Origin of the sequence: Peribacillus muralis (assembly GCF_001645685.2) — a bacterium.
Taxonomy (GTDB): Bacteria; Bacillota; Bacilli; order Bacillales; family DSM-1321; genus Peribacillus; species Peribacillus muralis_A.
Genome location: NZ_CP017080.1, coordinates 2,043,330 through 2,061,956 on the forward strand (window position 1 = coordinate 2,043,330; position 18,627 = coordinate 2,061,956).

Sequence of the window (18,627 nt, forward strand, 5' to 3'; positions counted from 1 at the left end):
TAATAATAGTGACGATTCTATACTTATGAGGTGATACTTTGCTTAGTGGCTGGTTTTTATGGTTTATTCTATTTTGGGTTATCCTTTTAATTATATTGATGAGTATTGGCGGCTTTTTCATGTTCCGGAAGTTCCTGAAAAGATTTCCTAAAGAGGACGGGAAGTCGGATATGGATTGGGAAGAATACTATTTGGAGCAAACTAGGCACTTATGGTCAAAGCAGCAAAAGGAATTACTTGAAGATTTAGTTAGCCCTGTACCAGAACTTTTCCGGGATGTTGCTCGGCATAAAATTGCCGGAAAAATCGGTGAATTGGCCATAAAGGAAAAAGCGGGGGATATTTCGGAGGATCTTGTGATACGTGGCTATATCATCGCGACACCAAAGCGTGATCATAAATTCTTACAAAAAAAGTTGGCTGAACGAGAAGTGAATATGGGGCCCTATGAACATTTATTCAGTTAATGGCAAGGTGAACCGCTGCAGACAACCTCGATAGTTTGAGCTTGTCTGCAGTTTTTTTGCATCAGCCTGACTTTAGCATTGGCAGCAGTTGGATCCACTTGGAACGCTAGTCCAAGGGAGACCTTGCACTGCCAGTGGAAAGCCAATATTTTTAGTGGAATGAACCGTAAAACGATAAACCCTTTAAACACTGGAGTTGTGTAACAGTTTCAATTAAAGTGGATGGGAACGGGGGGCGAGACTTCTGTAGGAATTCAAGAAATTACAGTGGAAAAGAACGGCTCTAACGGAAGGCTCCATGACTGCTACCAATCCAGCATAAATGAAAGAAGGGGTTCGGAGTAGTCCGAACCCCTTCTTTCATTTATGCCGCAGATTAGGAAGAGTGGTAAAAATTAGAACGTTTGTGCCCAATCGATGCTATTCTATGAAATTTTGCTATAATAATAGTAAGTAAAAATGAGGACGGAGTGAAACTATGAAATTTATCCATACGGCGGATTGGCATTTAGGGAAAATCGTTCACGGTGTACATATGACTGAGGATCAAAGGTATGCTCTGCTGCAATTCATAAATATAGTGGAGGAAGAAAAACCGGATGCGGTCGTGATTGCTGGGGACTTATATGATCGTTCGGTTCCGCCTATTGAAGCGGTGGAGCTACTCGATGAAATCCTTTATACGATTAATGTGAAAATGAACATACCGATCGTTGCTATATCGGGAAACCATGATTCGGCACAACGGCTTTCCTTCGGTTCATCATGGTATCGCCATAGTCAATTATACATTCAGGGGAAATTAACAAAAACCTGTGAGCCGGTTCGCATCAAGGGCGTGAATTTTTATTGCGTTCCATATGCTGAACCTGGGACGGTTCGCCATCTATTTGAAGATGATAGCATCCATTCGCATCAAGACGCCATGAAAAGGATAACCGGAAAGATAGCGGAGAATCTCAATAAGGATGAACCGAATGTCTTTGTAGGGCATGCCTTTGTTTTAGGCGGCAAAACGAGTGATTCGGAGCGTGTTTTGTCAGTAGGCGGATCAGGCTGCGTTACCTCGGACCTATTCGATGCGTTCGATTATACGGCACTCGGTCATTTGCATAGTCCAGATGCAATTCGTCATCCCAAAGTTTTTTACTCCGGGTCTCTGCTGAAATATTCATTCTCTGAGGCCAAGCAAAAAAAATCGCTTTCCATCGTCGACATGAATGAGGATGGTAGCTTTGAACTAAGCTATCGATCCTTGGCACCTAAGCTGGATATGAGGGAAATAGCAGGAACGATGGAGGAACTGCTTGACCCTGCCTTTTATCAATTGCAACAACAGGATGACTACTTGAAAATAACCCTGAATGATGAGGGCTCGCTCATCGATCCGATTAATCGGTTACGCCAAATATACCCGAATGTACTTCACCTTGAGAGAAAATGGGATTTGACCGATCTGAGAAGAAAAAAAGCCTTCTCCTCTATCAAGGATGAACAGAAATCGGAGCTTGATCTGTTTGAATCGTTTTACCAGGAAATGACCGATCGCAATTTCGATTCCCAAAAACAAGATTTGATGGTTTCGGTAATCGAAGCCGTTAAGAAAGAGGAGGCCTTGAAATGAGACCACATATTTTAACGATGCAGGCATTCGGGCCTTATGCTGGAAGGGAAACCATTGATTTCAATTCCCTTGGGGAGCGGACGATGTTTGTCATCTCTGGTAAGACAGGTGCAGGAAAAACAACCATATTTGATGGAATAAGCTTTGCGATATATGGAAAGGCAAGCGGAGAAGACCGTAGCGGTCAAGATTTGCGGAGCCAATTTGCCGAAGATGATATGTTGACGGAAGTCTCGCTGCAATTCACCTTGCGCGGGAAAACCTACTTAGTGATCCGGTCACCACAGCAGGAACGGAAGAAAAAGGCTGGCGAAGGAACGACAACTGTCGGGGCGAAGGCTGAATTATATGAAATTTTGGCTGATGGGAATAAATTGCTTGGTGCAAATGTCCGTGAGGTTGAAGAGAAAATCAAATCACTCATTGGGCTTGATGCAAATCAATTTCGACAAATCCTGATGATTCCGCAGAATGAATTCCGAAAACTGCTAACTTCAGATAGCAAAGATAAGGAACAGATTCTTCAGAAGTTATTTCATACAGAGCTTTATAAACGGATAGAAGAAAAATTAAAAGAAGAAGCGTCCGTCCTTAAGCGGAAAAGCGAAAAAAGCGCGCAGCGGCGAATCGAATTGATGAAGGGAATCAAAGCGGGCATTCATGAAGAATTGCAGGCGCAGCTGCAAGGGGAAGAGCCTAACGAACAGCAAGTCCTTCCCCTTTTACAGGATGTCATAACGGACGCGAGTGAAAGAGGCAAACAATTAAAAGAACAAATCGAAGAAAAACAGAAGGCCCGTGATCAAGTAAATCAAGAGCTTTCAAAAGCGGCAGATTTGCTGAACAGTTTTTCGGACAAAGAGAAATTACGAAAAGAGAAGGAGGATCTTGAAGCTAGGCAGCCGGAAATGGAATTAGTGAAGCAGCGAATCAAAATGGCACAAAAAGCGGCGTCGCTTGAAAAGCAGGAACAATATTATTTGCGGATCGGCAAGCAAGTGCATGATGCGAATGAAGAGCTGCAAAAGCTAGGCGAGCAGGCGGAGGGGCTGCAAGCAGAGCGCAAGGAGAAGCAGGATACCTATGACAAGGAAATGCTGAAGGAAAATGAAAGGGAGCAGGCCATACGTAATGTGCACCAGCTTGAGCAGGTAAAAGGGGCCGTCATGACGTTTGCCAGTTTAACAGCCCAAGTCACTTTGGATGAAAAAGAATGGAAGTATAGTAAAGAGCTCCGTGAAAAAAATACGGCCGATTATCAGCAAGTTGAAGCGGACGCAGAGAAGGTGGCAGTTGAAAAAAACGAAGCGGAAAAAGCGGCGGTCCTCCATCGGGAGAAGGAAATGGAATCAGAAAAAGTGAATCGATCGTTAATGAAAATGAAAAAGCTTCAAGAGGTATTCACCGAGATTCAAAATACGAAGCGGATTATGGATGATAAGAATAAAAGGTTCCAGGAGGTTCAACGAATCCTGGGTTTAGAGAAAGAGAAGCTGGAAGGACTCAATCATAGGTGGCGTTCAGGTCAGGCGGGCATGCTTGCTTCGATGTTGCATTCTGGGGAAAATTGTCCTGTTTGCGGCTCGGAAAGCCATCCAAAACCAGCACGGATGCATGAGGATATGCCGACGGATATGGAACTGAAAGAGCAGGAAAATAAGCTTAAAATGGCAGAACGACAAAAAAGCCAAGCGGAAAGCGATTATTATCAGTCTGTATCCAAATATGATGCACTAGTCGCCTCCTCTCAGGAAAAATCACGGGACCTACAGGCTGACATGCCCCAATTCAAACGTGAAGATATCGATCATCTTTTGAGTCAATTCATTAAAATAGGAGAAGCGCTCCATTCGCAACTAACGGTGTTGACGCAAAAAAAATCCGGGGTGTCAGAGATGGAAACAAGGCTGCTTGCTTTAAAAGAAAAGGCAGCCAAGCTAAAAGATAATCTGGTCACCTTGGAAAGAAACGAAGACCAAGCTAAAACAAGATACATTGAAAACTCAACGAAATTAGCAGGCTTAACCGATTCGCTTCCAGATGGAATCCGGACTGAGGATGAATATGTTGCCAGCTATCGAATCGCCGTGAAAACACAGAAACAATTACAGACTGCCTTGGAAGATGCACAGAAAAACCTTCAATTGGTGAAGGAAAAAGAATCGGTCATCCAGGCAAAGAAAGAGTCCAGAAGCGGAAATATAGAGGCACTAAACGAAGAGTTGAAAGCCGAGCGGGAAAAGTTCATTGCGGATATGACTCATCAAGGCTTTTCCAATTATAAAGAATATACCGCAGCGAAAAAATCGGAAGCGGCCCTCGGAAACCTGGAAGAGCAAGTACAGCAGTATAATCAAAATTGGCAAAGCATTTTAAGTTTATTCCATGATCTGGAGATGAAATTAAAAGATGTCGTCAAACCGGATATGGAAGGATTGAGGAAGACCTTTGAATTCATAAATGAAGAACTGGAGTCATTGCGCCAAAATTTCAATCAATTACTTGCAGAAAAACAGACGAACGAAGAAATCGAGAGTAAATTGGCTCAAATCAGGGAAGATCAGAAAAGTCTCGATGAAAGGTATAGTATCGTCGGTCATTTATCAGAAATCTCCAAAGGTCAAAATTCCTTCAGGATCACGTTTGAACGATATGTTTTGGCAGCCTTTTTAGATGACATTCTAAAAGAAGCCAATTCAAGATTGCTGAAAATGACCAGCGGCCGTTACCAGCTGCTGCGTAAGCTGGATCCTACACGCAGGAATATTCAGAGCGGGCTGGAATTATCTGTGTATGACCAATATACAGGGCAGGAGAGGCATGTCAAAACTCTATCTGGAGGAGAGAGCTTTAAGGCGTCGCTTGCGCTCGCTCTAGGTCTTGCGGATGTTGTCCAGCAGAATGCGGGCGGAATATCGCTTGAGACGATGTTCATCGATGAAGGATTTGGCACGCTCGATCCCGAATCACTGGAGCAGGCGATTGAAGCATTAATGGAGATACAAAGCACAGGGAGGTTAGTCGGAATCATATCGCACGTTCCTGAATTGAAGGAAAGGATCGATGCCCAGCTCCAAGTCATTTCGACGCAAAAGGGCAGCCGCACGGCCTTTCACTTTGCTGGATAGTTCAAGATAAAAAGAATGGCCATGGAGCAAAAATACGCTCATGGCCATTCTTTTTTTTGTTATGATGAACGAACTACTCAATATTAATATCCTCTGCTTTTTTTCCGGGGGAAAACTTATGGATGCGAATCACCAAAATGGGATTCGAGAATTCAGCGGTAATCCTGCGTGTGCAAATCGAAAAGGGGAAGGGGATGTTTCTCTGTGAGGGAGTTGTATCCGCTTTATTATCAATAAAAGGCTTATGAGCTTCGTCCACGATGATCGATAGTTCATTATCACTTAAGCACACCTTAATATCCTCGACATCATGATTTTCCAAAACCGCCTCCACCATATACTCATCGTCATTTTCGTATATATCAATTGAAAAAAGCTGATGATCCAACGCACAAGTTTCCGGATCCAGAAAAAATTTTTTCACCCATTCATCAAACTTTTCAACCTCATTCATTTGCGATCCATGTTGATAGTCTTGCATTTTTTGATACCCCCGGTTTTCCTTTGTTTGTATTATATGTCCGCAGGATGGTGATTGGTGATTGGAAAAGTGAAAATGAGTACATAAAAGAACCGAGCCCAAACTGTACTGCTTCTTGAAATTGTTCAAAGTGATGCATTAGGAAAGCATCTGCCATGCACCTCACTTTATAATGCGCCGAGCTTTATATTTTGTAAGGCGGGTAGGACCTATATATACAAATGAGTTAGACCTTTCTTTAGTCATTTAATGGAAGGCTACAGTATGTATTCTTTAATAGCTTCGGACATCAGACAAAAGGGAAATGAAATGAAGCTGATCAATTTCAATTCTTATGTTTCAAAATTCCATAATGAACAAGGTCTTCATATTGTTTTTCTTTCATGATATGTTCTCTTAAAACACCTTCTTTTCTCATTCCTATTTTCTCTAAAACTCTTCCTGAAGCCGGATTTGAGCTAAAGTGACGAGCAAATACTTTATGATATTGCTTATTGGTAAAGGCAAATTCGAGTATGGCTAATCCAGCCTCGGTAGCATAACCTTTTCCCCAAAATTCTTCTCCAAGCCAATAAGCGATTTCACCATTGTTAAAGTTTTGATTGTAAGATAATGCTATTGCTCCAAATAGTTTTCCTGTAACTTTATCTGTAATAGCAAATTCATAGGAACTATTATCATTAAAATTATGAAGGTGATTTTCTATCCAGGATAAAGCGTCCTCCATGGAATAGGGATAGGGCAGATATAAAGTATTTTTGTAAATATTATAATTATTACATAGATTGGTAACCTCCATTGCATCTGATGTTTGAAACAGTCTTAACAATAATCTTTTAGTAGTAATCGTTTTATTTAGGCTATCATAAATCAAATTAATCCCCCCTGTGTTTACTTTAACATAAATATCCAAATTGGTTAGTTATTTAATATACATTCACTTTCTTCTATGAAAATCCATCAACTATATTAATTCAATAATGAATTATATGATTATCAATGAATCCCTTGCAGTGTTGCTTTTATAGGTAATTAAAGTCAATAATGAATTCTTATTATAGGCTACAAATGCCTGGCTCTAGCTTGGCATGCAAGTTGCATGATAAATACGTAATGAAGATGCTTGACAGGAGAATCGTTTATATATGGAGGGATGAATGGTGCGAAATACGATAAGTCGACCGTGGGAGCGATGGTATGTAGGGAGAATGAAATCTATGAAGCTACCGGAAGTATCCGTGTATTCCTTACTTGAAAGGACTGCAAGGGAATTTCCTCACCATACAGCCATCATTTATGAAGATCAAACGTTGGATTATCGCAATCTTAAAATGCAGGTCGACAAGCTAGCGGGTAAATGGAGGGAAATGGGTTTTACAAAAGGAGAGAGAATTGGCCTGATGATGGCCAACCATCCTTATTTCATCATCAGCTATTATGCCGCCCAGGCGCTTGGCCTGATCGTCGTGCAGACGAATCCCCTGTATACTCCAAGGGAGCTATTGCAAATCCTGCTGGACTCTGGTGCTCAATATATTGTATTTGATGAAACTGCAGCCAATACAGTAGATGAAACGAAAGCGATATATGAGTTTGCCGTCTGCATGAAGGCAGGAGCTGATCAAAATGGGACATGCTCGCTTCAAGCCATGATTCAATCCGGGGATGCCATTCAGGCGGCTGAAAGCATCAGCCCATTTGAAGATATTGCGGTCATTCAATATACAGGGGGTACCACCGGGAAGATGAAGGGAGCCATGCTGACCCACCATAATTTGACCTCCAACGTCATTCAGAGCTATGAAATGTATGGCGATTCCATGATACCAGGAAAAGAGATCGTTTTGGCCGCGACACCCCTCTATCACGTTTATGCCATGACAAGTGCGATGAATCTCGGAATCTTTCTCGGGGCAACGATTCTACTAATTCCGAAATTCGATCTCCAGCAGGTTCTAGCCAACATTAAAAAATATCGCCCAACCTTTTTTCCAGGAGTGCCGAAGATGTATAATGCGTTCGTTAACCATCCTGAAATCGAAACATATGGACTGGATTGTTTAAAAAGCTGCTCTTGCGGCTCTGCGCCCCTTCCGGTTGAAGTGATTAAGCGCTTTGAGATGTTGACCGGTGCCCAGATAGGAGAGGGGTTCGGTTTATCGGAAGCATCGCCCTCCACCCACCGTAATCCTCCTTTCGGGAAAAGGAAAGTCGGCAGCATCGGCATTCCATTTCCAGGTACGGATTGCCTGATCATTGATGATGATAATAACGAAGTTCCCAACACAAGTGTCGGTGAATTGCTGATTAAAGGTCCCCAAATCATGAAGGGATACTGGAATAACGAGGGTGAAACAAAAAAAGCCCTACAGAATGGCTGGCTATACACCGGCGACCTAGCCGTCATGGATGATGAAGGGTATTTCTATATAGTCGGCAGGAAAAAGGAAATGATAATCGTTGGTGGATTCAACATTTACCCGCAAGAGTTGGAAGGGGTCCTGTATGAACATCCAGCGATTAAGGAAGCTGCCGTCGTGGGCATCCCCCATAAAGAAAAAGGCGAAGTCGTAAAAGCTTTCATCGTCCCGAAAGAAAACGCTTCCATTGACATTGAAGAAATAGAAGGATATTGCTATTCCCAGCTTACGCCATACAAGGTGCCGAAAGTGTTTGAAATAAGAAATGAACTGCCGCGAAACACCGTCGGTAAGCTATTGAAAAGATTATTAGTAAAAGAAGAGCTTGAAAGGGAGGGGAAAAATGATTGAGGAAAGAAACGGATGCCATATACCTGTCACCTCGATCCTTTCGAGAGGGAATGCGGGCTTGTGAAGGTAGATACAAAAAGGAGGGTTTGATATGCGTTGGGTTGTTCTCATTCTATTATTCTTTGGTGCTGTCATTAATTTTGCGGATAAATCGATAGTAGGGCTGGCAGCTGTTCCCATCATGAAGGAATTCAATCTTTCCTACGCGGAGTGGGGTCTTGTCGGAAGCAGTTATTATTGGCTCTATCCCGTAACGGGGGTTTTTGGAGCAGCATGGGCTGACAGACTTGGGGCAAAAAAAGTGCTTGGATTCATCATGTTGACATGGACTGTACTGCAATTCGGTGTTTTGGCCATAGCCGCGCTGCCATTTCTCATTCTTTACAGGATTTTACTGGGTGCATTCGAAGGGCCTTACAGTCCAATCGCATACAGCCATGCCGATAAGTGGTTTCCCCCGAAGCTAAAAGGGTTTGCCAATTCAGTGGTCGTTGGCGGGGGGACGGTCGGTGCGATGATCGTGGCGCCCATCCTCGTTTCCTTAATTACGATATTCGGATGGAAGGTTGCCTTTGCCGTACTTGGGGCAGCAAGCCTTGTTTGGTTCTTCCTTTTTCAATTTTTAACAAAGGAAAACCCAGTCGAAGTGCATGAACAGCAAAAGAAAAAGAAAGCAAAGCTGGAAAAAATCAAATGGAAGGACTTCTTGGTGCTACTGGGATCACCTACCGCTTTATTCACTACTCTCGCTTACTTTTCCACTTATATTTTAGTCGTCTGGTTTTCGGTTTGGCTCCCGATTTATTTAGTGGAAGCCGTCAAAATGACTCCAGGGCAAATGGGGACGAGCGTAGCAGTAATCGGCGTCATTTCCGTATGTATTTATATGGGGGTTTCGATGATATCCGATCATCTATTCAAGAAGAATCAAAACTGGCGATCGTCAAGGGTATTCGTCGTTGCGGGATCCATGATCCTAGGGGCCTTGTTTTTTTCATCGATCATGATTTTTCAAAATCCGATCTGGGTGATCGGTGCCATGTGTTTAGCGAAAGGACTGACCTATGCCATTTTGCCGATCGGGCCAACGATCATGATCAATGAAATGCAAGAGCGAGGTGGATTGATGACGAGCATCCTCACCTCATCAGGCAACATAGCAGGCATCATTGCCCCTCTTGTAACAGGGTATATCATAAGCTTGGCTGGAGGTAACCAGCTATTGGGCTATAATCTATCGATTTTGTTCATGGCGACGCTTGTCTTGGTCTTTGGCATCTTATTTGCCTTATTCGTAAAACCTGTCAAGTCAACCAGGGATCGAACAAATGAACATACAGGGGACATGGACCTTAAGTCCTCATAAGCAACGGAAAAGTGAGCAAGTTCCATAAGTTCGGTTGTGAGTTAAAAAAAGGGAGTGGATGAAAAATGAAGAGAGATGCTGTCATTGTTTCAGCAGTACGTACAGCAATTGGCAAACAGGGCGGTGCACTTGCTTCTGTCCCGGCTCACGTATTTGGGGCGGAAGTGATGAAGGAAGCGATAAAAAGGGCGAAGGTAAACCCCGAAATGATTGATGATGTCATCATGGGGAATGTTTTGAGCGGTGGCGGCAACATAGCCAGATTGACGGCATTGGAAACAGGTCTGTCGATACAGCTTCCTGGTTTGACGGTAGACCGTCAGTGCGGTTCAGGAATCAATGCTGTCAATTTAGCGGCACAAGCGATTTATGCCAGTGAAGGGGAGATCTATATCGCCGGTGGCGTGGAGAGCATGAGCAGGGCCCCTTACTTGATGGATCGTCCGGAAAAAGCATATAACGCAAAGCTTCCGCAGTTCAGGAAGTCACAGTTGTCCCCGAAAGAAATGGGCGATCCGCCAATGGGAATCACTGCTGAAAACTTAGCTGGAAAATATGAGGTCAGCAGGGAGGAACAAGATGAATTTGCGCTCCAAAGTCAAAAAAAGATGGCCAAAGCCATGGAAGAGGGCCGTTTTGATGAACAAATCATGCCAATGAGCATACTAGGCAGAAAGGGTGAAACACGCGAATTTAAGGTGGATGAACATCCTCGCCCGCAAATAACGAAAGAAGGGCTAGCCAACTTATCACCAGCGTTTTTGGAAGATGGGTCCGTGACGGCAGGCAATTGTTCAGGATTGAATGATGCCGCTTCTGCATTGGTCATCATGTCGAGGGAAAAAGCGGAAGAGTGGGGGATCAAGCCTCTAGCAACGATTAAAGCACAGGCTGTTGCCGGTGTCGATCCAAATTATATGGGCATCGGACCTGTTCCCGCGATTAAAAAAGTAATGGAAAAATTGAAGCTCACCCTGGCTGACATGGACATCGTTGAAATTAATGAAGCCTTTGCGGCACAAGTGATTGCCTGCAATAGGGAGCTTAATATGGATGCAGCCAAAATCAATGTGAATGGGGGAGCCATCGCCCACGGACACCCGCTTGGTGCGACAGGGGCCATCCTCATGACAAAGGCGGTTTACGAATTAAAGCGTATATCAGGAAGGTTCGCTCTTATAACGGCATGCATCGGCGGCGGTCAGGGAATTGCAACGATCATTGAGCGCGAAGCCTGATATCAAAACCAGGAAGCGAAACGTAATTCCAGGAAAAAATCAAAGGAAGAAATAATCATGACAATTACGTTAACCTAGGAAATGCAGCAGATGAAGGACATGATCGGTCATTTCGTCGAAAGGGAAGTGGCGTCATTCGCGATACAGATTGAAGAAGAAGATGCCATTCCCGAGCATTTAGTGGAACAAGCAAAAAACCTTGGTTTATTCGGAATCAGCATTCCCGAACAATACGGCGGAATTGGCTTGAATACAGTGGGCAAGGCTACCGGACGCATAATGGCTTTGTTTCATTGATCAGCGCACATACCGGGATAGGCAGTACGGGGCTGGTCAAGCTTGCATCCGAACATTTGAAAGCGAAATCCTTGCCTGATATGGCAGCAGGCACAAAGATAGCAGCCTTTGCATTATCTGAGCCCGGAGCAGGTTCGGATGCCACCAATTTGGCTACAAGTGCAGAAAAGAAGGGTAATTGCTGGGTGATGAACGGCACGAAGCATTTCATCACCAACGGGCCGATAGCCGATGTTTTTACCGTATTCGCCTTAACGGATAAGAGTAAAGGTGCCAAAGGCGGGATTACTGCTTTTTTAGTAGAAAGAGATTTTCCTGGATTGACTGTCGGCAAAAAGGACAAAAAAAAGGGGCTGAGAGGATCGTATTGAAGAAAATGTTATTGGTGAGTTGGAATGGGATATATTTCAGCATTGACCATCTTGGGCGAGGGTCGTGTCGGCTTGGCGGCAAGGGCAGTGGGTTCATGCGGGAAGTTAATAGAAATATCAGTCAGTATGCAAAGGAGCGCATTCAATTCGGCAAACCGATTGCCGACAACCAGGCGATTCAATGGATGCTGGCTGATATGGCGACGGAAACGGAAGCGGCAAGGGCCTTGACGATGATGGCGGCACAAAAAATCGATTAAGGCAAAAAGGAGATCAAGGAAGCGTCGATGGCAAAGCTATTCGCTTCTGACGTGTTCAACCGGGTGGCGGATAAAGCGGTCCAAATTCATGGCGGGATGGGCTATATGGCGGAATATCCAGTTGAACGTTTTTACCGTGATGCCCGCATTACGAAAATATATGAAGGAACGAATGATATCCAACGTTTAATCATTGCAAGGAATGTGTTGGAAGAGTGTTGACCGTTTAAGCATTGATGAGCGGTATGCCGATGCATGAAATGGCGTGAAGGCAAAAATAGTATCTGAACTTTGAGGGGGAGATGTGAAGTGAGCGAAGAAATTGTAATCGTGAGTGCTGTTCGAACACCGATCGGCCGCTATGGAGGGGCATTAAAGAATATAAGTTCGGGACATTTGGCAAGCATCGTCATCAACGAGGCGATTAAACGGGCCAATATTGCTGCTGAACAAGTGGATGAAGTCATTTTCGGGGAGGTAAGGCAAACGACCGAATCCTCGAATGTCGCTAGAGTGGCAGCTCTGCGTTCAGGGATTCCCGATTCTGCACCAGCTTTTACGGTAAACCGTTTATGTGCCTCAGGCATGCAGGCTATCGCTTCTGCCGCCCAGCAACTAAGCTCGGGACAAGCCAATATCGTCGTTGCCGGCGGTACGGAAAGCATGAGTCGTGCTCCACTTTATTTAAGAAGTGCCCGATTTGGCGGAGATCGGACCGAACTTGTAGACTCGAATACCGAAGCAGGGCAACAGCCTCAGGAGAAGTATGGAAGCAGATTAGGAATGGGAATAACGGCTGAAAATGTCGCCCAGCGATACAACATTTCCAGGGAAGAGCAAGATGCCTTTTCGATTGAAAGCCAACGAAGAGCGGCACAGGCGATCGAAACAGGGATATTCAAGGAAGAGATCGTTCCTGTCCAGGTAAGTGAGAAAAAAGGGACAGTTACGATAGAAGTGGATGAATATCCTCGTCCGGATACCACACTGGAAAGGCTTGCAGCTTTAAGACCGGCATTCAAGGAAAATGGAACCGTGACGGCAGGAAATGCTTGTGGCCGTAATGACGGGGCTTCGGCATTGGTATTAATGAAAGCCAGTGAGGCAAAACGGTTGCATCTGAAGCCAATCGCGAAAATTGTAGATTGGGCGGTGGCTGGCGTTTCTCCTGATGTGATGGGGATTGGTCCTGTACCAGCCGTCGGAAAGCTTTTGGAGCGTACCGGTAAAAAGATTGAAGAAATCGGTCTTATTGAATTGAATGAAGCATTCGCTTCACAAGCATTGGCGGTCATCAGGGAGCTAGCGCTTGATGAAAGCAAAGTGAATGTAAACGGCGGGGCGATTGCGCTCGGGCATCCAGTTGGATCAACGGGTGCGCGGATCGTTACAACACTCATTCACGAATTGAATCGCCGGAAAGAGAGATACGGAATCGCTACACTTTGTGTCGGCGGGGGACAGGGAATGGCGATCATGGTTGAAACCATATAAGGAGTGGAGATCTGACGTGGTTCTGATCCAATTAAGATAGTATTCGAGTAGTTGGAAAAGGAAGGGGGGATAGTGTGTCTGTTGAAGTGGAGGATATTCGCAACCAATTCGAAAGCAGTGCGTTCTTTTCACATATCGGGTTTGAAATCACTCGCTTTGAGGAAGGAAATGTTATGATCAAGTTAAACATTGAAGAGCATTTACTGAATGTTAATGGGACATTGCACGGAGGGATTCACGCTACCATGCTGGATACAATCTTGGGAATGGTGACCCGTTCCGTGACCAGATCAAAAGTGGTGACGACAAGTTTGACCGTACATTACTTGGCGAGCATATCGAGCGGTGAATTATTTGCAGAAGCGAAAGTCCTGCAAAAAGGCCACAAAATCGCCTTTACTGAAGGAGAGATAAAAGATGCCAACGGTAATATCATTGCAAAGGGAACGGGGATATTCAAGATCATTCGAGAGAAATGATGCGAGGATGAACGAGCGGTAAGCAAAACTTAAAGTTACGAGCATTTTAACGACAAGGAAGTGGGAGAGATTGATGAAAACTTGGCAAAGATTTTATCCAGAAGAAACCCCTCCTGAAATTGAGATTCCCTTATTGTCCCTATACGGACTATTAGAGCGCTCTGCCAACCTTTATCCATCAACGAAAGCCGTCATCGACAGCGGGCGTGAGCTTACTTATTTGGAATTGAAGCTTGCCGCGGATCGATTTGCCGTGTATTTATTCAATAGTGGTTTTCAAATGAATGACCGGATAGCCATCATGCTGCCAAATTGTCTGGAATATATCATTGCTTACTATGCGATCCATCGTTTGGGAGGTGTGGTCGTTCAAGTGAATCCCTTGTATCAGTCCAATGAATTAGATGAGATATTACGTGACTCCGAGGCAACGTGGTTCATTGGACGTGAGGAACAACAGGAGATATTGCGAGTGACAGGTTTTTCTGAATTGGTAACGTTCATTCCTGCCGATATATCACGGAAGGGGGGGCCCATTTCATCAACGATGGATAAGGAACTTCCTGAATTGGTTCTCGATCCGAAGAAAGCGGTGGCCTTGCTGCAATATACGGGTGGAACGACCGGGAAATCCAAGGGGGTCATGCTCACCCACTTCAATTTGATTGCCAACGTTTTTCAAGACTTTTCCTTTACGGCGGAAGCTCTCGAACTCCAGAGTCCTGGCGAACGAATGCTTGGATTGACGCCATTATTTCATGTGTTTGGCAATGGACGATTGAATAGTGCCGTTTATGCAGGGGCGACATATATCACATTAGAAAAATTTGAGATCGCTAAAGTGGTCGATTTGATCCGAAAACATCGACCAACCATATTTCCAGGTGTTCCGACGATGTATATCGCCTTACTGAACCACCCGGGTTTAACGGCAGACGATTTAAGCTGCTTTAAATACTGCAGCTGCGGTTCAGCCCCGCTCCCGATAGAAATCATTCGCCAATTCCAAACAAATTTCAGCCTTTCGATATCGGAGGGTTTCGGCATGTCTGAAACGTCACCCACCACACACAGAAACCCTGTTAATGGACAAAAGAAGCCAGGAAGCATTGGGATACCATATCCTAATACCGACGCCAGAATCGTAGATATGAAAACAGGGACAAAAGTTATGCCAACAGGCGATGCCGGTGAATTGATCATTAAAGGCCCGCAAGTCATGAAGGGATATTGGAAAAATCCAATGGATACGGCAACAGCTTTGCGGGAGGGCTGGCTATACACCGGGGATATCGCGACGATGGACGAAGAAGGGTATTTTTATATTGTGGGCAGGAAGAAGGATATGATCATTGCAAGCGGCTATAATATCTATCCAACCGAAGTGGAGGACATTATTTACCAGCATCCTGCCGTGAAAGAAACGTGTGTATATGGCGTGCCGGATACATATCGCGGGGAAACGGTTAAAGCGGCGGTAGTCATCAAGGAAGGACGATCCGTCTCGGAAGCGGAAATCCGGGAGTTTTGCCTTCAGCGCTTGGCGCGTTATAAAGTACCACGAAAATTTGAGTTCACGAATCAACTCCCAAAATCAGCGGTAGGGAAAATATTGCGCCGTATCTTATTGGAAGAAGAAATGCAGCGCCATACAGCAGGTGAAATATGAGTTGCTGCATGGCAGCTGACACGAAAATCAAACAACCGCCAAATAAGAGAACATTCCCTTGTCTGGCGGTTTTATCATAACTACTAAACTATTCTCCTCTTAAGGGAACTTCAAACGAAGTGCCCCTCATCAATAATTCATGTGATTCGCCATCTGATATATCGTCTGTCGTGAATGAAAAGGAATCGAGCTCCCCCATGTGTTCCTCTGGATCGATCAATAAGCCAATTGTGCCCTCCCTCTTTTCGCCTGGTTGGTAATCCGAGCGGCTGACTTTTTTTGTCCCGATGAACGTATCACCGGAGTGGATGAAATTTTTAGTGGGCACATCATATGTAAGGTTACCATTGAAGGTGACATGTTCCATGGCGAAGAACTGGAGCTCCTTCGAATCTTTATTTTCCACGGAATAAGTAATTTCCAGATAAGAAACCTGTTCGCCGATATCCGCTTTGGACCAGGCGGCTTTTTGGTCGATTTCCTCCATGCTTAAGTTGTCTTTATAGTAAATGGAGTAGGCCTCTTCAAAACTCAAACCGGTATAAGACTCAAGCTCTGTCTCTGCTTCTTTTGATAGCGAGGATAATAGAATCCTGCGAATATCCTTGATCGTGATCTCCATGTGAGCTAATTCAAACGACTTATTAATTGGCATTGTCTCAAGCAAGGTAAGTGTTCCCCAACCTTTTTGACGGACCTTATCCCCGACTTTTTCAAGGTGGATCCCGCCAAATTCCTCTACTTCAGGAATATTGGCCTTCTCGATTTTTTTGCTTTCGTTTTTTTGTGGTTCGTTATCGCTGCCCAAATTATTGAAGGCCCAAACACCTAATGAAACGAGCAATAATCCAGCCATTGTTGATAGAATCCATCTATTCCGGATACTTCATCACTCCTTGTCTTAAACCATTATAGCTACAAACTATCATATACCATTTTTTCGCTAAGGGAAGTATGGATACCTGGAATATTCCCAAAACTTAATTGGAATCTATAAAAATGTGTAAGCATTTCATGTAACCGCATACAAAAAAGCTTGCCATTATAAAATAATCCTGTTAATCTATTTTCAACAATAATCTAAACGTTTACATTTTATTTTCCGTAATGTAATGATTATATCGTTGTTAATCAGGTGATTTGATTAAAAAATCTAAACGTTTACATTTTGAGGTGTGAAAAAATGGAATCCAAACCGAATATTCAGGATGTTGCAAATCTAGCAAACGTTTCTATTGCCACGGTATCCCGGGTCATCAATAACCAAGGGGGAGTTCGTAAAGTAACGGAGGAAAGGATTCTTAAGGCAATTAAGGAACTGGGCTATATCCGCAGTGCAGCTGCAAGGACCATGAAGCTAAAAGAAACGAATACGATCGGCGTCATTGTACCTGATATCAAGAATCCGTTCTTTCCGCTAGTAATGGCAGGAATCGAACAAAAAGCACGTGAAAAAGAGTATTTCACCATTTTAAGCAGTACGAATGAATCTCCCAAGATTGAAGAAGAAATCGTGAAAAATTTCATTGAGCGTGGTGTGGATGGCGTGATCATCACAACGGCAAATGAAAACGGCGATCACCTAAAGCTTCTTGAAGAACAGGGAATTCCCGTAGTGGCGGTTGACCGAAGCATAAAAAAATTGGAAGTGGATACGGTTCTTGTAGATAACAAAAAGGGTGCGTATCAGGCAGTTCAGCAATTGATCCTGCAGGGTCATGAAAAGATTTCGATCATATGCGGCCCATTGAATACGACTCCTGGGCTGGAGCGGTACTTGGGCTATCAACAAGCCTTGGCAGATTACAAAATCGATCTGGATGACCGCTATGTCATTCAAGGTGATTTCGGGGAACAAAGTGGCTATCAGTGTACAGAGAAGCTTTTTGGGCTTGATGAGAAGCCGACTGCCATCTTTTCTTCCAATAATATGATGACCATCGGCTGTATGAAGGCGCTCGAGGATTTAAACTGGAGGCTTGGCAGTGAGGTATCGTTCATCGGCTTTGATGATGTCGATATCGCAACATTTTTGAACCCAAAGCTTAGTGTAGTGGCAAGGCCAATGAATTCCATTGGAGAGATTGCCTTTTTACTGTTGCATGAGCGGATCGGTTTAAAGGGGAATCTTCCAAAACGTGAGTATTCATTGGCTCCTGAGCTTAAAATCAGGCAGTCTTGCCGGTTGGTGAACCAAACATTTTGATTATATGAAAAGGGCACTGGACAATTGAAACCATCTAGTAGCCCGGCTTCTTTTTATATATTGAAAGCGCTTTATAACAACAAAAGAAAGAGGAGAGTATAAAATGAACTTGGCAAAAATGATCGACCATACCTCACTAAAGGCGGAAGCAACAAAAGAACAAATCATGGCTCTTTGTGATGAAGCAAAAGAATATGGATTTGCCTCTGTATGTGTAAACCCAGTTTGGGTGAAAACGGCAGCAGAAAAAATTAAAGGAAGTGATGTGAAGGTTTGCACGGTAATCGGCTTTCCGCTCGGTACCTCGACGACTGTTATAAAAGCGATGGAAACAGAGAATGCCATTCAAAATGGAGCGCAAGAAGTGGATATGGTTTTAGCGATTGGGTTATTGAAATCTGGTGAACATGAGGAGGTGGAGGCTGACATACAGGCTGTTGTTGAGGCTGCTGGCACCAAGGCGCTTGTGAAAGTGATCATTGAAACTTCTTTGCTTACGGAGGAAGAAAAGATATCCGCCTGCGAACTGTCCCTTCGTGCAGGTGCCGACTTCGTGAAAACATCGACTGGATTCTCGACAGGTGGAGCAACGGTTGGGGATGTAGCATTAATGCGCAAGGTTGTAGGTGATAAGGCTGGCATAAAAGCATCCGGTGGAATTCGTGACTTGAAAGATTTGAAAGCGATGGCTGGGGCTGGCGCCACTCGTATAGGGGCAAGCTCCGGGGTGGCGATCATGAAGGGAGAAGCAGTCGAAGGCGAATACTGAAATGGCT

General features: G+C 44.2%; 16 protein-coding genes and 1 pseudogene. 14 read left to right on the top strand and 3 right to left on the bottom strand.

The genetic code is table 11. The annotated features are described in order from the left end of the window. Positions 1–38: 38 nt before the first annotated feature. The 3 genes from ABE28_RS10055 to ABE28_RS10065 all read left to right on the top strand — a co-directional run bounded on the left by ABE28_RS10055 (position 39) and on the right by ABE28_RS10065 (position 5,219). The gene (locus tag ABE28_RS10055; protein ID WP_064466204.1) at positions 39–467 is read left to right on the top strand and encodes a DUF2621 domain-containing protein; all 429 of its coding nucleotides are present in this window, start codon (positions 39–41) and stop codon (positions 465–467) included. 478 nt (positions 468–945) lie between these two features. Next, positions 946–2,091, top strand: a complete 1,146-nt coding sequence (locus ABE28_RS10060) for an exonuclease SbcCD subunit D (protein WP_064466203.1) — start codon at positions 946–948, stop codon at positions 2,089–2,091. Beyond that, positions 2,088–5,219, top strand: a complete 3,132-nt coding sequence (locus ABE28_RS10065) for an AAA family ATPase (RefSeq protein ID WP_064466202.1) — start codon at positions 2,088–2,090, stop codon at positions 5,217–5,219. Before ABE28_RS10060 ends, ABE28_RS10065 begins: the two co-directional genes overlap by 4 nt. A 73-nt stretch (positions 5,220–5,292) precedes the next feature. Here ABE28_RS10065 and ABE28_RS10070 read toward each other — a convergent pair whose 3' ends face one another. Both ABE28_RS10070 and ABE28_RS10075 read right to left on the bottom strand, forming a co-directional pair. Beyond that, complete coding sequence (locus ABE28_RS10070) at positions 5,293–5,700, bottom strand: Hsp20/alpha crystallin family protein (RefSeq protein WP_064466201.1); 408 nt, start codon at positions 5,698–5,700, stop codon at positions 5,293–5,295. A 325-nt stretch (positions 5,701–6,025) separates the two neighbouring features. Continuing rightward, entirely contained in the window at positions 6,026–6,574 is a 549-nt protein-coding gene (locus tag ABE28_RS10075) for a GNAT family N-acetyltransferase (protein WP_064466200.1), read from the bottom strand. Positions 6,575–6,917: 343 nt separating this feature from the next. Between ABE28_RS10075 and ABE28_RS10080 the strand changes: the two genes are divergently transcribed. From ABE28_RS10080 to ABE28_RS10110, 9 genes and pseudogenes are all read left to right on the top strand, one after another. Next, on the top strand, positions 6,918–8,471 hold the full coding sequence (locus ABE28_RS10080; protein WP_257390761.1) for a long-chain-fatty-acid--CoA ligase: 1,554 nt from the start codon (positions 6,918–6,920) through the stop codon (positions 8,469–8,471). 91 nt (positions 8,472–8,562) lie between these two features. After that, positions 8,563–9,837 carry an MFS transporter gene (locus ABE28_RS10085; protein WP_064466198.1) on the top strand — a complete coding sequence of 425 codons (1,275 nt, stop codon included), beginning with the start codon at positions 8,563–8,565 and terminating at the stop codon, positions 9,835–9,837. 65 nt (positions 9,838–9,902) lie between these two features. Next, positions 9,903–11,075 (top strand): thiolase family protein, encoded by a 1,173-nt coding sequence (locus tag ABE28_RS10090; RefSeq protein WP_064466197.1) that lies wholly within the window; start codon positions 9,903–9,905, stop codon positions 11,073–11,075. 90 nt (positions 11,076–11,165) lie between these two features. Continuing rightward, entirely contained in the window at positions 11,166–11,372 is a 207-nt protein-coding gene (locus ABE28_RS24985; RefSeq protein ID WP_167353396.1) for an acyl-CoA dehydrogenase family protein, read from the top strand. Next, positions 11,369–11,743, top strand: coding sequence for an acyl-CoA dehydrogenase family protein (locus tag ABE28_RS24990; RefSeq protein ID WP_156775734.1), 375 nt, complete (start codon positions 11,369–11,371; stop codon positions 11,741–11,743). The genes ABE28_RS24985 and ABE28_RS24990 overlap by 4 nt, the downstream gene beginning before the upstream one ends. A gap of 5 nt (positions 11,744–11,748) precedes the next feature. After that, positions 11,749–12,225: pseudogene (locus ABE28_RS24995) on the top strand (acyl-CoA dehydrogenase family protein). Between the two features lie 87 nt (positions 12,226–12,312). Next, positions 12,313–13,497, top strand: a complete 1,185-nt coding sequence (locus ABE28_RS10100; protein ID WP_064466196.1) for a thiolase family protein — start codon at positions 12,313–12,315, stop codon at positions 13,495–13,497. 74 nt (positions 13,498–13,571) lie between these two features. After that, on the top strand, positions 13,572–13,976 hold the full coding sequence (locus tag ABE28_RS10105) for a PaaI family thioesterase (protein WP_064466195.1): 405 nt from the start codon (positions 13,572–13,574) through the stop codon (positions 13,974–13,976). A 73-nt stretch (positions 13,977–14,049) separates the two neighbouring features. Further along, complete coding sequence (locus ABE28_RS10110) at positions 14,050–15,645, top strand: long-chain-fatty-acid--CoA ligase (protein WP_064466194.1); 1,596 nt, start codon at positions 14,050–14,052, stop codon at positions 15,643–15,645. Positions 15,646–15,733: 88 nt separating this feature from the next. Here the strand turns inward: ABE28_RS10110 and ABE28_RS10115 are convergent, their stop codons facing one another. Next, complete coding sequence (locus tag ABE28_RS10115) at positions 15,734–16,501, bottom strand: hypothetical protein (RefSeq protein WP_064466193.1); 768 nt, start codon at positions 16,499–16,501, stop codon at positions 15,734–15,736. A gap of 327 nt (positions 16,502–16,828) precedes the next feature. Between ABE28_RS10115 and ABE28_RS10120 the strand changes: the two genes are divergently transcribed. Continuing rightward, positions 16,829–17,851 carry a LacI family DNA-binding transcriptional regulator gene (locus tag ABE28_RS10120; protein ID WP_064466192.1) on the top strand — a complete coding sequence of 341 codons (1,023 nt, stop codon included), beginning with the start codon at positions 16,829–16,831 and terminating at the stop codon, positions 17,849–17,851. A gap of 103 nt (positions 17,852–17,954) precedes the next feature. After that, positions 17,955–18,620 carry a deoxyribose-phosphate aldolase gene (deoC, locus tag ABE28_RS10125; RefSeq protein WP_064466191.1) on the top strand — a complete coding sequence of 222 codons (666 nt, stop codon included), beginning with the start codon at positions 17,955–17,957 and terminating at the stop codon, positions 18,618–18,620. Positions 18,621–18,627 lie beyond the last annotated feature (7 nt).

Coding starts and splice junctions, on each gene's coding strand:
- ABE28_RS10060 (WP_064466203.1), top strand. CDS start 946: ATGAAATTTATCCATACGGCGGATTGGCATTTAGGGAAAATCGTTCAC.
- ABE28_RS10065 (WP_064466202.1), top strand. CDS start 2,088: ATGAGACCACATATTTTAACGATGCAGGCATTCGGGCCTTATGCTGGA.
- ABE28_RS10070 (WP_064466201.1), bottom strand. CDS start 5,700: ATGCAAGACTATCAACATGGATCGCAAATGAATGAGGTTGAAAAGTTT.
- ABE28_RS10080 (WP_257390761.1), top strand. CDS start 6,918: ATGAAGCTACCGGAAGTATCCGTGTATTCCTTACTTGAAAGGACTGCA.
- ABE28_RS10085 (WP_064466198.1), top strand. CDS start 8,563: ATGCGTTGGGTTGTTCTCATTCTATTATTCTTTGGTGCTGTCATTAAT.
- ABE28_RS10090 (WP_064466197.1), top strand. CDS start 9,903: ATGAAGAGAGATGCTGTCATTGTTTCAGCAGTACGTACAGCAATTGGC.
- ABE28_RS24985 (WP_167353396.1), top strand. CDS start 11,166: ATGAAGGACATGATCGGTCATTTCGTCGAAAGGGAAGTGGCGTCATTC.
- ABE28_RS10110 (WP_064466194.1), top strand. CDS start 14,050: ATGAAAACTTGGCAAAGATTTTATCCAGAAGAAACCCCTCCTGAAATT.
- ABE28_RS10115 (WP_064466193.1), bottom strand. CDS start 16,501: ATGGCTGGATTATTGCTCGTTTCATTAGGTGTTTGGGCCTTCAATAAT.
- ABE28_RS10120 (WP_064466192.1), top strand. CDS start 16,829: ATGGAATCCAAACCGAATATTCAGGATGTTGCAAATCTAGCAAACGTT.
- deoC (WP_064466191.1), top strand. CDS start 17,955: ATGAACTTGGCAAAAATGATCGACCATACCTCACTAAAGGCGGAAGCA.